16 protein-coding genes, 1 pseudogene and 1 riboswitch are annotated in these 13,608 nt (G+C 56.4%); of the genes and pseudogenes, 14 read left to right on the top strand and 3 right to left on the bottom strand.

All coding sequences use genetic code 11. The features are described from left to right. Positions 1-181: 181 nt before the first annotated feature. Entirely contained in the window at positions 182-2,245 is a 2,064-nt protein-coding gene (gene fdhF, locus ACPV0M_RS06570) for a formate dehydrogenase subunit alpha (RefSeq protein WP_425622148.1), read from the bottom strand. Next, a pseudogene (locus ACPV0M_RS06565) lies at positions 2,228-2,335 on the bottom strand (hypothetical protein); the annotation flags it as partial. The pseudogene ACPV0M_RS06565 and the gene fdhF, both read right to left, overlap by 18 nt. Before the next feature lie 59 nt (positions 2,336-2,394). Then, a riboswitch (ZMP/ZTP riboswitch) is annotated at positions 2,395-2,478 on the bottom strand. A gap of 435 nt (positions 2,479-2,913) precedes the next feature. On the opposite strand from ACPV0M_RS06565, the gene ACPV0M_RS06560 reads away from it, so the two are divergent. The 11 genes from ACPV0M_RS06560 to ACPV0M_RS06510 all read left to right on the top strand — a co-directional run bounded on the left by ACPV0M_RS06560 (position 2,914) and on the right by ACPV0M_RS06510 (position 9,892). Beyond that, positions 2,914-3,147, top strand: a complete 234-nt coding sequence (locus ACPV0M_RS06560) for a hypothetical protein (protein WP_425619881.1) — start codon at positions 2,914-2,916, stop codon at positions 3,145-3,147. Further along, positions 3,095-3,481 (top strand): hypothetical protein, encoded by a 387-nt coding sequence (locus tag ACPV0M_RS06555; protein ID WP_425619880.1) that lies wholly within the window; start codon positions 3,095-3,097, stop codon positions 3,479-3,481. The genes ACPV0M_RS06560 and ACPV0M_RS06555 overlap by 53 nt, the downstream gene beginning before the upstream one ends. 318 nt (positions 3,482-3,799) lie before the next feature. Further along, positions 3,800-4,132 carry a hypothetical protein gene (locus tag ACPV0M_RS06550; protein WP_425619879.1) on the top strand — a complete coding sequence of 111 codons (333 nt, stop codon included), beginning with the start codon at positions 3,800-3,802 and terminating at the stop codon, positions 4,130-4,132. Positions 4,133-4,400: 268 nt separating this feature from the next. Further along, positions 4,401-4,787, top strand: coding sequence for an inner membrane CreD family protein (locus ACPV0M_RS06545; RefSeq protein ID WP_425619878.1), 387 nt, complete (start codon positions 4,401-4,403; stop codon positions 4,785-4,787). A 204-nt stretch (positions 4,788-4,991) separates the two neighbouring features. Continuing rightward, positions 4,992-5,324 carry a hypothetical protein gene (locus ACPV0M_RS06540; RefSeq protein WP_425619877.1) on the top strand — a complete coding sequence of 111 codons (333 nt, stop codon included), beginning with the start codon at positions 4,992-4,994 and terminating at the stop codon, positions 5,322-5,324. Between the two features lie 23 nt (positions 5,325-5,347). Next, a complete protein-coding gene (locus ACPV0M_RS06535) occupies positions 5,348-6,193 on the top strand; it encodes a zinc metalloprotease HtpX (protein ID WP_425619876.1) in 846 nt (281 codons plus the stop codon). Between the two features lie 11 nt (positions 6,194-6,204). Continuing rightward, positions 6,205-6,324: an RCKP-type rubredoxin-like domain-containing protein gene (locus ACPV0M_RS06530; protein WP_425619875.1), complete on the top strand. Its 120-nt coding sequence runs from the start codon at positions 6,205-6,207 to the stop codon at positions 6,322-6,324. Positions 6,325-6,500: 176 nt separating this feature from the next. Continuing rightward, positions 6,501-7,019 (top strand): RNA polymerase sigma factor SigX, encoded by a 519-nt coding sequence (locus tag ACPV0M_RS06525; RefSeq protein WP_425619874.1) that lies wholly within the window; start codon positions 6,501-6,503, stop codon positions 7,017-7,019. Next, positions 7,009-8,130 carry an anti-sigma factor family protein gene (locus ACPV0M_RS06520; protein WP_425619873.1) on the top strand — a complete coding sequence of 374 codons (1,122 nt, stop codon included), beginning with the start codon at positions 7,009-7,011 and terminating at the stop codon, positions 8,128-8,130. Before ACPV0M_RS06525 ends, ACPV0M_RS06520 begins: the two co-directional genes overlap by 11 nt. A 12-nt stretch (positions 8,131-8,142) precedes the next feature. Then, entirely contained in the window at positions 8,143-9,087 is a 945-nt protein-coding gene (locus ACPV0M_RS06515; protein WP_425619872.1) for an ABC transporter ATP-binding protein, read from the top strand. Beyond that, the gene (locus ACPV0M_RS06510; RefSeq protein ID WP_425619871.1) at positions 9,059-9,892 is read left to right on the top strand and encodes an ABC transporter permease; all 834 of its coding nucleotides are present in this window, start codon (positions 9,059-9,061) and stop codon (positions 9,890-9,892) included. The genes ACPV0M_RS06515 and ACPV0M_RS06510 overlap by 29 nt, the downstream gene beginning before the upstream one ends. A 155-nt stretch (positions 9,893-10,047) precedes the next feature. Here the strand turns inward: ACPV0M_RS06510 and ACPV0M_RS06505 are convergent, their stop codons facing one another. Continuing rightward, on the bottom strand, positions 10,048-11,451 hold the full coding sequence (locus ACPV0M_RS06505; protein WP_425619870.1) for an SLC13 family permease: 1,404 nt from the start codon (positions 11,449-11,451) through the stop codon (positions 10,048-10,050). A 385-nt stretch (positions 11,452-11,836) separates the two neighbouring features. Between ACPV0M_RS06505 and ACPV0M_RS06500 the strand changes: the two genes are divergently transcribed. The 3 genes from ACPV0M_RS06500 (at position 11,837) to ACPV0M_RS06490 (ending at position 13,460) form a co-directional block, all read left to right on the top strand. Further along, positions 11,837-12,118 carry a hypothetical protein gene (locus ACPV0M_RS06500; protein WP_425619869.1) on the top strand — a complete coding sequence of 94 codons (282 nt, stop codon included), beginning with the start codon at positions 11,837-11,839 and terminating at the stop codon, positions 12,116-12,118. Beyond that, positions 12,111-12,302, top strand: a complete 192-nt coding sequence (locus ACPV0M_RS06495; protein WP_425619868.1) for a hypothetical protein — start codon at positions 12,111-12,113, stop codon at positions 12,300-12,302. The genes ACPV0M_RS06500 and ACPV0M_RS06495 overlap by 8 nt, the downstream gene beginning before the upstream one ends. Before the next feature lie 207 nt (positions 12,303-12,509). After that, a complete protein-coding gene (locus ACPV0M_RS06490; protein ID WP_425619867.1) occupies positions 12,510-13,460 on the top strand; it encodes a quinate 5-dehydrogenase in 951 nt (316 codons plus the stop codon). Positions 13,461-13,608: the final 148 nt, after the last annotated feature.

Raw genomic sequence — 13,608 nt, 5'->3', positions numbered from 1 at the left:
TGGCGGCATTGCAATGGAACGCTGCCCTGCGCTGTCGGAGTGAGAAACATGCGCGGGTACGGCACTGCGCCCGCTTCTTTATGGACTAATGTACAGGCGGCCAAACAGGTGTAACACCCCAGACATTTTGCCTTGTCCGGGATGATAAATTGCCTGCGCACGAACCTCACCCCACTTTCCTTTACTCTTGCCGCTTAACCAGAGCCTCAAGGTTGACCATATACCGTTCTTTCTTCTGGCGGCGCATCATCTGAGCCTCCACTGACGATATTCTTTCAATATTAGCTGCAGACGCCTTTAGTTCGGGTATTCCACAAACAGGGTCCCGCACCCGACTGGTCAGTTCATTGACAGGTGCTTCCCAAAAGTGAAACGTCATGAAAATAATTCCAGGTGGGACCCGGTCGGTTACCCAAGCCCTGGCATTTATTGAGCCACGGCGTGTGGAAACGCGGACTAGGTCGCCGTTGCGAATCCCTCTGCGGCGGCTGTCTTCAGGGTTAATTTCCACCAATTCTTCCGGTCCCATTTGGTTCAATACCCACTCCTTGCGCGTAATCGTGCCGGTGTGATAGTGATAAACGCGGCGGCCGGTGGTCAGTACAAGCGGGTAGTTTTTATCGGGCTTTTCGACAATACCGACAGACGTTTGCTCCGGGTCAAGAGGAACAGGTCTTAACTGCGCCTTTCCTGACGGGGTTATAAAAACATTGTTAGAGTACAGGACAGCGGTTCCCGGGTGCGTCTCGTCAGGACAGGGCCAGAGAAGACCGGAGCTGTCGTCAAGCCTCTTGTAAGAAACCCCGCCGAACTTTTCGGGTATCAAAAGACGCATCTCCCCCCAGATTTCCTCCGGTGAACGGTAGGAAAGAGCTGAAGAACCCATTTTCCGGGCAAGTTCGCTGAAGATCCACCAATCGGGCCTGGCGTCTCCGGGGGGCGGTACGGCCATCCGTACGCGCTGAACCCTGCGTTCGGTATTAGTGAAGGTACCGTCTTTTTCAGCGGCGCAGGCGGCAGGGAGCACAACCTTGGCGAGGCGGGCCGTTTCTGTTAGAAAGATGTCCTGAACGACTAAAAGATCGAGCCGCTCCAATGCCTTCCTCAGGTATCCCGAATCCGGCTCGCTTAACACGGGATTGGCGCCAAAGACGTAAAGGGCCCGGATTTTCCCTTGCATAATGGCTTCACTGATCTCGGTAGTTCTGATGCCGGGTTTCGATGGGGGCTTTACTCCCCAAACATGTTTAAAACGCGTTTGGTCTTGAGACCTGCTAACATGCATGTATCCGGGCAGGAAGTCCGGCAGGCAGCCCATGTCACCCGTGCCCTGAATGTTGTTCTGCCCTCGTAAAGGAAAGACGCCGGATCCGGGCCTGCCAAGATGACCGGTGATAATCGCCAGGTTGGCCAGGTCCAGCACGGCGGCTGTCCCGTGGGCAAACTGGGTGACACCCATGCAGTAAAGGATCGCCGCTGTTGGTGCATTCCCGTATAAGTGAGCGGCAGCCTGCAGATCTGCCTGTGGTATGCCGGTCATCATTTCCACCCGTTCTGGTGTCCACTCAGCTAGGCTGGCCGCAAGGACATCGAAGCCGGTGGCCATCTGATTAACGCGAACGGTATTAATTAGGCCATCGCGGATCAGAATGTGCATCATGCCATTCACAAGAGGAATGTTCTGTCCTACCGGCACCCGCAGCCAGATGTCTGCTCGAGCAGCCATCTCGGTATGCCTTGGATCGGCCACAATCAGCTTTGCCCCCCGCTTTCGGGCCTTGATAACGTGTAAGGCTACTAACGGGTGACACTTGGAAGTATTTGAACCAATAATAAAAATGGTCTCAGCGGTTGTACCAATCTCTGGAATTGTATTTGTTGCTGCTGCGCTTCCCATCGCGGTCGCCAGACCGGCGACGGTTGGGGCGTGTCAAAGGCGGGCGCAACAGTCAACATTGTTGGTACCCATGACTACCCTGGCAAATTTCTGTGCTGCGAAGTTATCTTCATTAGTGCCCTTAGCTGAAGCGATAAGGGCAAAGGCATCCGGATCTTGCTGGCGCACCCTGTTCAAATGGTCCGCGATAAAATCCAAAGCCTCGCCCCACGTCGTAGGGACCAGCGTCCCGTCTTTCCGGATAAGGGGGGTTTGCAGCCGGCGCGGGTCGCTGACATGGTTATAGCCATAGTAGCCTTTAAGGCAGAGTTCGCCTTGACTTACCGGGTGTTCCGGATCAGGCTCCACTCCGACAATACGCCCTTGATCAACCAGGAAGTATAGTCCGCAACCTACTCCGCAGTAGGGGCATATAGTTCGGACGCGGTGAACAGTCAACGTTAATCCCTCCTGCCGGCGAGATCCTGTATATAAAACAACGCCTGGAACAGGTGAAATATCCCTGCCCAGGCGGTCGGCGTTTCTCCACAGTGTTCCCCGGTGGTTAATTCCACCTCTTGCCGCCAGTAACACTGCGGGTGTCTTATTTGCTTTTATTGTATGGGTTAAGAAACTCCGGGGCAACGGCTTGGGGACGAAAGGTCCAAGGACCTGCTCTAATAACAGTTAAACATAGTGAACGGTATCTAAGTAATCACAGACTAATAATTTGCGGGAGAAATCGCTTTAAGCGGGTGGTTTTCGTGGACAAAGCGGTTTTTAAGTGTTATACGTTACAATAGTAGGCAGAAATGGGAAAAAACAGATAGGCTATGCGGTCTATTTTTTTAAGGCGTCTGAAGAAACGATGGGCGCAGGGTAGGATCAGCCTGTCAGAAAATGTGGTGTGCAAGGATTTATGTACTGAAAGTCTTCGCGGTAAGAAAGAGCGACTTAACGAAAAAAGAGCGGCACTGATCAAAGATTATGCAGGGAGAAACCCCTTTAATTTAGGAAGAACAATAGGGAGTTTTTAAATGAAGAAATCATGCTGCCTCGACCGCGCCAGTCTCCGGGAGATGGTCCAGTACACCACCTTTAACAGCAACCTGCCGGATAACCGGGTCAGCCTGGCGGAAACGACGCCCGACGGGACGAAATGGTTTTTGACGGGCGCCGGATTGGTCAGGCTTTTCCGGCGAGGAGACCGACTTCCGGTTGGTCGGGGAACGGCGGGAAAACCGGGGGTGCCAGGCTGTCCCGGCGCCTGACGGCTCGAAGTGGCTCTACGACGGCAGGTTGATCCACCTGACCGCTTCAGGGAGCGCGGAATTTGCAGCGACACCCGAGGCGATCAGGTCGATGGCCGTCGACCTCGACGGCACCCTGTGGGTGATCGGGGAATCGGGAAAAGTGTATTCCCGGGTGGAAGACGGAACGTTTAACGAGTACGCCGCTCTAACCCCATACATCAACAAGGAGCACAGGGGTCGCATCGAGAAGGTTTTCGTGGACAGCGACGGAAGCAAGTGGTTTGTGTTGTTCCTGGATCTCTGCCCGCCTGATAACTGGAACCCGTTTATGGTCCAGAGAAGAAAGGTTTAGGATTAACGACGGGCGCTTTAGCGCCGAACAGGTTGTCAAGTCCCGCTTAAAGGCGGCGTAAACTACATGCTGCTGGACGGCGAGTCGCTGTGGCTGGCTACTGACGGCGGTATAGCTCGGATGAGGATATAACAGGGTTTCAAAACAAAAAACTTTCGCCCCAGCCATTAGTTCTAGAGAATTAACAGCCCACCGATTACTTCCGAACAAAAGGTGGGTTATTTTACGTCATCCAAAACAGTCTTTGAAGTGTCATGTATTATATAGGAACAAAATTCGGGAGCAAAACGAAAACATACCATACAAGGCGGTAGATGCATGTTCACCGGCGCGCGGCGCAAGATAAGCCAAGTCTACTGGGGTTTTGCCGTGGTGGGGCTGGTTCTGGGCCTTCTGGTATCGACCCAGTACCGACACATTCGTGAAATCAACCGTAACGCTGTTATACAGAGGGCGCAGCAGTTGACCGGCGAGATCGAGGCTGCCGCCAGGGAACGCGCCAGGTTGCAGAAAGAGATTGATGTCTTGCGGCGGCAAATCGACGAGATGGCGACCAACCCGGAGCTCGGCCGGTTAAGGACTGTGCTCGAAGAAAGCAAGGTCCAAGCCGGACTTGTATCGTTAACAGGGCCGGGTATAGAGGTTGCCTAAGTTTTACTGGGAAGCCAGATGCTGTCATATTTGATGGGGGAGCGGGTTTTTATGGCTAGGAAGGTTTAATCAAAGGGGGGCTTAATGAAGATGGGCAGACACATACTGGCCCTGGTCGCAATTTTTGTAGGCGTGTCCATTGCTTGGATAATCCTGGGGAATACCGTGCAAGTGCGGACGAGTAACCAGGACGAAAGACAGCATTTCGCCAACCAAGAAGATAGAAACGGATAGGGGCTGGCAGCTTACCTGGCAGTATGCCAATCTGTTGACCGGGGTCAAGATCGGACTGGCCCTGCCGCAGAAGCTGAACCCCGGCCCGTGGGTGGCTAACGTCAGCTACTTCGCCCCGGTGTCCTTGCTCTTCTTTATGTTTGTCCTTTTCATCATAACGGTGTTGCGCAAGATTGACATTCACCCGATGAATTATCTGTTCGTATGCGCCGCCTACTTTAGCTTTCACCTGTTGCTTGCCTGTCTGGCCGACCACATTTCCATCCACCTGGCTTTCCTCATCTGTTCCCTGGTGTCGATTTTCCAGGTGGTCTCCTATATGCGGCTGGTGGTCGGCAAAAGGTTTGCCTTTATCGAGGTAGGCATTTCACAATTCGTGTTTCTGGTCCTTTTTTCATATACATTCTTCTTCCAGGGCTAGACCGGGCTGGTGATAACGATCATGGCCATCATCACGCTGTTTGTCGTGATGCAGATGACCGGGAGGGTCAATGGGACTGAGGTGTTTGAACAAAGTTGCGACTAAAGCGGCGAAGAAGGATGATGCCGCGAAGGTGTAGGGCAATGCAAAACACTTAAGTTTCTGCGCTTGAGGTGTTATAATTTTCCCGGGTGATTGTTACCGATGCTGTTGGCGCTGTTGCCTGTCTTCAGGTTATTGGCGACTTTACTCCTGGTGCTCGGCCTTTTTGCCGTCCTGCCGGGATATGAGGACGCCTTCGCTTTCGCCGGGCAGGGGGACGTTCTGCGCTTTTCGCAGTGTGTTCAGGCCAGGAACGAGTCCTCCAACGGCAGCATCGGCAATACGCCGGCACCGACGCGGGGTGGACCGGCTCAAAGAAGGTGCTTTTGGAGACAGCCCGCTGCCTGTCTTTCAGGAGACGGCTGGTTGCTTGCAAAATTCTACCAGTCCGGTTTCCTGGAAATAATGCAGAATAGTCTTCGTATCAAAGTATAAGACAAGATAAAGGAGGTTTAGGCATGAACACCATGAAAGTATTCGGGCTGATGGCCCTTCTGACCGTGATTCTCGTCCTTATCGGCCAGGCTATCAACGGTCCAAGCGGAGCGCTGGTTTTCCTGTTCATCGCCCTGGCGATGAACCTTTTTGGCTACTACAACAGCGACAAGATCGCCATCAAGATGACCGGCTCCTACCCGGTGTCGGAGGCCGAGGCGCCGGAACTTTACGACATCATCAGGGGACTGGCGACTAGGGCCGGCCTGCCGATGCCAAGGGTCTACATCACCCCGTCGCCGCAGCCCAACGCCTTCGCCACCGGGCGCAACCCCAATCACTCGGCCGTGGCTGTGACCGAAGGCCTCTTGCGGATACTCAACCGGACCGAACTGGAAGGGGTTCTAGCCCACGAGCTTGCGCACATTAAAAACCGTGACGTCCTTGTGGGAACGATTGCGGCGACTATGGCCGGTGCCATCACGATGATCGCCAACGTCATTCAGTGGGGCGCCATCTTTGGGTTCGGCCGCAGCGACGACGAGGAAGGCGGAGGAGGCCTCGGCGCGCTGGTAATGGCCTTTGTAGCTCCGATAGCGGCAATGATCATCCAGATGGCGATTTCCCGCTCACGGGAGTTCGGGGCCGACGCTTACGGCGCCAGGATTGCGGGCCGGAGCGACGGGCTGGCCAATGCGCTCCTCAAGCTGGAGCAGGCGGCGCACGCCGTCCCGATGCACGTTAACCCCGCAACCTCCCATCTGTTTATCGTCAACCCGCTGAGCGCGGCTTCCATCGGGCGGCTTTTCAGCACCCACCCGCCGATCGATGAACGGGTCAGGCGCCTGCGCGAGATGCGGTTGGTATAGGGGGTTAAAGAGTGGCGGTTTGGAAATGCGCCAATTGCGGCGCTGTTTACGAGGGGCGCTGCAAGCCCGGCAAGTGCAAGAACTGCGGAGCCGGCAAGGAAACGCTGATCAAACAAGAAGCAGCAAAATGACAGGTAACGGGGGTTGAAGTCAGGGCCGAAACCGCGATGGTTTCGGTCTTAACTTTATATGGGCAATGATTAATTCCGATCAGCTTGTCATAAAGAATGCGTTGCATGTGTTTACGGCATGAAGAGACCTTCCCGGGAGGTGCTCGACGATTTCACAGGCGCCAACGGGCGGTGATGTGCCGGCTGTGCCGTCCGACTTCAGAGAGCTCTTTGAAACGCATTATGCCAGGGTGCGCCGCCAGGCCGGATGTATCCTGAACGACGCTGATGCGGCCGAAGACATCGCCCAGGAGACATTCTGCCGTTTGCTGCTCAACCCTCCCAGGCAGCGCGTCAACGTGGGCGGCTGGCTGTCGCGGGTGGCCACGAACCTTGCCTTGAACCACCTTCGCGGCCGGAGAAGCAGGACACAGCGGGAAGAAACCGCCGGGAGGCGGTGGCAGCCCGGAACCCTGTCGGCGGAAGAACAGGTCTTGCGGAGCGAAAGGCTGGCGTTGGCCAGGCAGGCCCTGGCCGGTCTCTCCGAACGGGAACGTCTCTGCCTGCTGTTGCGCTTCTCCGGCATGAGTTATGCGGAGGTGGCGGAGGCCATCGGTATCAAGATCAACTCGGTGGGCACCGTTTTGACTCGGGCCGAGGCGAAGTTCCGCCGCCGTTATACCGCTTTGAACGGGGGGACTGAGGATGTGTTTTGAGGAGGGGAAACTACGGGCGTATCTGGACGGCGAGGTGCCCCCCTGGGAAGCCAAGGCTGTCGCTTCCCACCTCGAACTGTGTTCCGCCTGCCGTATGGCTGTTGAAGAGCTTAAGGCCAACGAATCCTTTGTTAACGAGGTTTTAGACGGTTGTCTGGCGGAGGCGGGGGTTCAACGCCGACATCTGGCGGCGTCCTGGGCGAGGATGGCTGCCCAGAACGAGACTTTACCAGCACATCTAGGGAAAGGAGTTAGACAGGTAATGACGAGATTTAAAACAGCGGCGATTGTCGCCGCGACTGTACTGGCCCTGGCGCTTCCGTTTTCCTATGCTCCCGTACGGAGCTTTGCCGCCGAGTTGCTGACCATTTTCCGGGTCGAACGTATCCAGGTAATCGACATAAGCCCCGAGACCCTGGCCCAGCTTGAGGACGCTTTCAGGAACGGCAACGGGACCGTGAACATCGAGAACTTCGGCCGCGTGACCTGCAGCGGCAGCCACGAATTGCGCGAGGTCAGCAGGGAAGAGGCTGGCAAGGCCGCTGACTTCAAAATTAAACTGCCGGCGGCGGCCGGGTACGAGAACCCGTCTTTCGGGCTGCTTCCCGAGTCTACCGTAACGCTGACGCTCGACGTCGATAAGGTAAACTCCTTCCTGCAACTGACGGGGAGCACCACTCTTCTCCCGGACTTTCTGGACGGAAAGGATTTCAGCCTGCGCATACCGACGGTAGTCGTCGCCGAGTACGATCTGGCTGACGGCCGCCGGATCGCCGTGGCTCAGGGGAGAAGCCCTGAACTGATTGTGCCAGAAGGTACCGACGTCTTTGCCCTGCGCGACGCCCTCTTAAGCATACCGGCGCTGCCGTCGAGCATCAGGAACCAGCTTGCCGCGGTGACGGACTGGCAGCACACCGTCCTGATTCCCAACATCCAGGGCAGCTCCCAAGAGGTCAGCGTGAATGGTCGGCAGGGAGTTTTCATCGCCGACGAGGATAGCGGTCCGTCCTGGTCCGGCCTGATCTGGCCCGAAGACGGCGTCCTTTATGTTATCGCCGGTGACAACCTGAGCCTGACCGAGGGTCAAACCCTGGCCGGTACATTGAAATAGCGGAGATGTATCGTGAACAAGGTTATTGAGACTGACAACCTGACAAAGAAATACCCTGCAGGGGTCGGCTGCAGCGAGATTTGCCTTTCGGTCAACGAAGGGCAAATCTTCGGCTTTCTGGGCCCCAACGGGGCGGGCAAGAGCACCTTTGTGAAGATACTGGTCAGCCTTCTGAAGCCTACCTCGGGGGCCGCGCAGGTGCTGGGGAGACCTCTCGGGGATCTGTCGGCGCGGCGCCGGATCGGCTTTCTGCCCGAGCAGTTCCGCTACCAGGAATGGCTGACCGGGGAAGAACTGCTTCGCTTTCACGCCTCCTTGTGCGGTTTGGGCCGTCACGCCGGCCGTCCGGCGGTGGCCCGGGCCCTGGAGATGGTAGGTCTCAGAGGCAGGGAAAGGGGCAAGATCAGGACTTATTCCAAGGGTATGCAGCAGCGCATCGGGATGGCCTGCGCCATCCTGGCCGACCCCGACCTGGTCTTTCTTGACGAACCCACCTCGGCGCTCGATCCCATCGGGCGCCGGGAAGTCCGGGAGATCATCCTTCAGCTCAAACAGGCCGGGAAGACCGTGTTTTTGAACAGCCACCTTTTGAGCGAGGTGGAAATGGTTTGCGACGAGGTGGCCGTCATCAAGGCCGGGCGCATCGTCGCGGCCGGTTCGCTGGCTCAGCTCCTGGGAGGGCAGATAGAAGTGGAAATACAGGCCGAAGGGCTTACGCCCGAGCTGGAAGCCGGGCTTAACGGGATCGCTCCCCTGTTCCGTGTAGAAGGCAACCGCCTGCGTGTCCGGCTAGCCGACAGGGAGCAGATCCCGCGCATGGTCGCCCTCATCACCGCGCACGGCGGCCGTATTTACAGTCTTGTCCCGCGCCAGAGGTCGCTGGAGGATCTCTTCGTGGAACTGATCGAACGGCGGGAGGTGAGCCAGGGTGTGGACGATCGCCGCCATCACCTTTAAGGAAGCCTACCGCCGCCGTATCCTCCCGGTAACTGTCCTGGCCGCCGTCCTTTACTTGGGCCTGTTGAGTTTCGCGGTAAGGATGCTCAGCCGCCAGTTCGAGTTAACAATGGACCCTTTTAAGGAAGTGGTCTTTTCCCAGATCTTTACCATGGGGCTGTACTTCGGAAGCTTCATCGTATCCTTCCTTGCCGTCTTTGCCGCGGTCGGCACCGTTTCGAGCGAAATCGAAAACGGCACGATGCTTGCCGTTGTCCCGCGGCCCATCCGGCGGTGGAAAATCGTCCTGGGCAAGTTCGTGGGGTTCGGAATCATGTTGGTGGTCTATGCGGCCGGGCTCTTTCTAGCCCTAACGGTCGTGATCGAGCGCATCGGCGGCGTCGACCTGCCGTCACAAGGTGCGGCTCTGGTTTTATTCTGCTTCCAGCCCGTGATCCTATTGGCCGTCACTCTTTGCGGGACTACCTTCCTGTCAACAATGGCCAACGGTGTCGTCGCCCTCGCCCTTTACGCCGTGGCCGTAGTCGGGGGGATGATCGAGCAGATCGGCTATCTCGTCCAGAGCACTTCTTTACAAATAACCGGGATCATTACGAGCCTGATCATGCCCGTTGACGCCATCTACCGCAAGACAGTCTACGTCCTGATGCAGTCGCAAATCCAGAACCCGCTGCACGCGGTGATGGAGATGGGGCCTTTTGGAGCCCATGCCGAACCCAGCGTCTGGATGCTGGTCTATGCCGGGCTGTACACGGCGGGAGCGCTGGGGCTGGCGATGTACCTCTTCAGCCGGCGCGATATCTAAAAGAGAGGTCAGAGGCCGGATGCAGGGGTTCAGAAGTCTTAGAAGTTAGAGGTTAGAAGTCGGGAGTCGCGTCGGTGATTGCTTAAAAAAAACGCATAACCAAAAGAGACCGGGTAAGAATGCACCCGGTCTCTAATCTTTGACGCAACGGTCAGCTAAGCGGTCTCCCTGACCTTGTCCGCTTCCGCCCGGACCAGCCTGCGGCCGGCGGCGCTCATTAGGACGGCTACCAGCGTTGCCGCAACGAGAACGATCAGGATGGTGGGTACGGTGGGCAGGACGTACCACAGGTACATATACACGGTGGCCATCACGATCGACATCAGCATCAACGGGAAGGCGACTTTCATAAAGCCCAGGAAGGGGATCACTGTACCTCTCTTTTCGGCCATGCCGATGACGACCACGTTGGCCGAGGCGCCGATAATCGTCCCGTTGCCGCCCAGGCAGGCGCCGAGGGCCAGCGACCACCAGAAAAAGTCCATGTCGTAAGCCGACATCGCCCCGAGGGCCCCCATCTCCTTGATCATCGGGATCATCGTGGCGACGAACGGGATGTTGTCCACGAAGGACGAGGCAATTGCCGACACCCACATGATTAAGAGGCCCGTAGGAAGCACGGCTCCGCCGGTAGCTTCCAGGGCATAGGCCGCCATAGCACTGATGACGCCTACGTGTTCAAGGGCTCCGACGATGACGAAGAGGCCGATGAAGAAGAAGATCACGGGCCACTCCACTTGGGCTAGCGGATGCTCGGGGTCCTTGCGGGTGATCAGTAGCAGCAGGGACGCACCAGCCAGGGCGATTACGCTCGACTCGAGGTGCAGAGCCTGATGCAGCAGGAATCCGGTAACGATCAGCCCGATACAGACCAGGCATTTCTTTAGCAAGGGTATGTCTTTCAATTCGTCCTGCTCATTAAACTCAAAAATCCGCTGGCGGGCCTCCGCCGGCACGCGCAACTGCTTCCGGTAGATGAGCTGCAGGATGAAGATGGTCACCACGTGAACCAGAATGACGATGGGCGTCAGATTGATAACAAAGTCCAGGAAGCCCAGGTGCGTGGCGCTGCCGATCATGATGTTCGGTGGGTCGCCGATCAGGGTGGCCGTTCCACCGATGTTTGAAGCCAGGATTTCCGTAATCAGGAAGGGTATCGGGTTAACCTGGAGCTTGCGGGCGATGGCGAAGGTCACCGGCACAATCAGCAACACCGTCGTAACGTTGTCCAGAAGTGCGGAGAGAATAGCCGTAACGGCGGCCAGCGAGGCCAGGATGGCCAGAGGCTGTCCCCCCGCCGCTTTGGCAGCCTTGATGGCCAGGAACTCGAATACTCCTGTTTCACGGGTTATTCCGACAACGATCATCATGCCCACGAGCAGTCCGATCGTGTTCCAGTCGACGAAGTGCACGGCGTCCTCGGGGGTCAGGATACCCACCACGATTACGAGGGCCGCGCCGCAAAAGGCGGCCACTGCACGGTGGATTTTCTCCGAAACAATCACGGCGTAAGTAATTAAGAAGATAGCTGTAGCGACCATAGTCTGGTGTTCGAGCATGGCAAAACCTCCTACATTTAATTGTTACATTGTCAAAGTTAAAGGACGGGATTGCGCGCCCCGCCCTTTAAGACTTAACTCAAAAGGGGCAGGCAGTCGTGTGACCACCCACCCCAGTAGTTTTTGGTGCCTTGAAACCCGCGCATGCAGGCCAACCGATCTTTCCCTATGCGATTGGTCAGTTAATCGATTATTAATTATATCAGGGTTTGGACTTGGGGTCCAGGTTTATCACTTAATTTCCTACGGATTTGTAAGCTGCCTCCGGGGTAGCAAGATTTCCCGGGTCAGGAGGCGGAAAGGCAGGGGGTATGTATGGCTTCCCAGGCGGGGAAGGATATGAAGGATATGAAAAATAGAAGATATACAGACGGAGGGGTACGAAGTGGAGAAGCTTAAAAGCATGCCGGGCAACACCGGATACGGTCTGGCCAGCGGAGACGCGAGGCCCGGGTTGGGGACGGATGTGCGCTTCGAAGGCGAAGCCGGTGCCTTCGCCGCTGAGCACTTCGACGTTGATGCCGACGAATTCCTCGAAGACAAGGTTCCGGACAAGCCCGACGTTCCGCCCGGCGCCTACATTGATGAGGTTATCGCCAACGACGACGAGGGTTTCGGGACCGACCACACTTCGGGCTCCGAAGGCAGGGGTTACGGCAATGATTAGGGCAGCCGGCCCGGGTGGGGGAACAGAAAAGGGAACCAGGGACGCCGCCCGCCTGGAACCCTCTGCGACAGATTACGGGTACGTCAGCAGGGAGACCATGCCGCCCGGCGAGATCTTTGATCCGGAGTCGGACCGGTCTGTGGCCGGAAAGGTCGTTGTAAAAAGGGTCAAGCACGAAAGATAGGGCGCGCTAAACACCGGTGATTGAACAAAGGGAACGAGCCGAAGGTTCGTTCCCTTTGTTTTCCGTATTTATCCTTTTATATCCGGTTAAGCTGGAAGACGAAACACAAGTAATTCTTAACCGTGCCGGAGAGGCCGGCGGCTTTAGGCCAGGCTTGTCAAGCTGAGAATTATTGGTTAGAATGGACACAGTCAGGAGGGGATGGGTATGAGCCTCAGAAAGGTCGTCAGCGTCAGTCTGGGGTCATCCAAACGGAACAAGACTGTCCAAGCCGAGCTTCTTGGGCAGCAGTTTGAAATCAGCCGGATAGGCACGGACGGCGATTTCGGAAAGGCGCTGGCTACACTGCGTGAGCTTGACGGAAAGGTCGATGCTATAGGACTGGGAGGCATCGATGTTTTTCTTTATGTCGGGGAACGCGAGTACGCTATCCGCGACGGCCTGAGACTGATGAGGGCTGTCAAGAAAACTCCCGTCGTCGACGGAAGCGGGCTGAAGTGGACCCTGGAACGCGAGGTTGTGCACCACCTGGCTCGCGAGACCGACATCCTACCCCCGGGCACCAGGGTTTTAATGGTCAGCGCGACTGACCGCTTCGGCATGGCCCAGGCCTTCATCGATGTCGGCTGCGAGACGGTTTTCGGCGACCTGATCTTCGTTCTGGGGGTGCCTTTCAGGATCAGGACGATCCGGCAACTGAGCATCCTGGCCCGGCTCTTGTTGCCTTTTATCTCAAAACTTCCGTTTCGACTCTTGTACCCCACCGGAAAGAAGCAAGACATCCAGGACGAAAAGAAAGCGCGGAAGTTTGCGCCGTTCTTCGAGGGCATGGATGTTATCGCCGGTGACTGGCACCTGGTGAGGAAGTATCTGCCTCTCGATTTGAAGGGGAAGATAATTATTACCAATACCACGACTAAGGCCGATGTGGACCTTCTAAGGGAACGCGGAGCCGGTTACCTGGTTACAACTACGCCGGAGTTTGACGGGCGCTCGTTTGGCACCAACGTTCTGGAAGGCGTCTTTGTCGCCCTTATCGGGAAGCCCTGGCGGGAGATCCCGCGCGAGGAATACATGGCACTGTTGAAAAAGCTTAACTTTAAACCCCGCATTGTCCAGTTGAACCAGCCCCGGGAGAACACGAGCCTCTCCGGCTGAAGGTCTGGAGGAACATTGAAGGGATGTCCGCCCCGGGGTGGACATCTCTTTTTAACGTTACCTAATGGTTTTCGAATAATGTCATTCAGAATTCGCAACAGCGATTCCATCTTCCCTTTCCGATGCTGAATCTGAGTGCCGAATGAAC

It is taken from the genome of Desulfosceptrum tomskiensis (assembly GCF_049818055.1).
In the GTDB taxonomy this organism is placed as follows: domain Bacteria; phylum Bacillota; class Desulfotomaculia; order Desulfotomaculales; family JASEER01; genus JBFLVT01.
The sequence above is the reverse complement of the archived record's forward strand: the minus strand, read 5'-3'. Positions and strand labels throughout refer to the sequence as shown.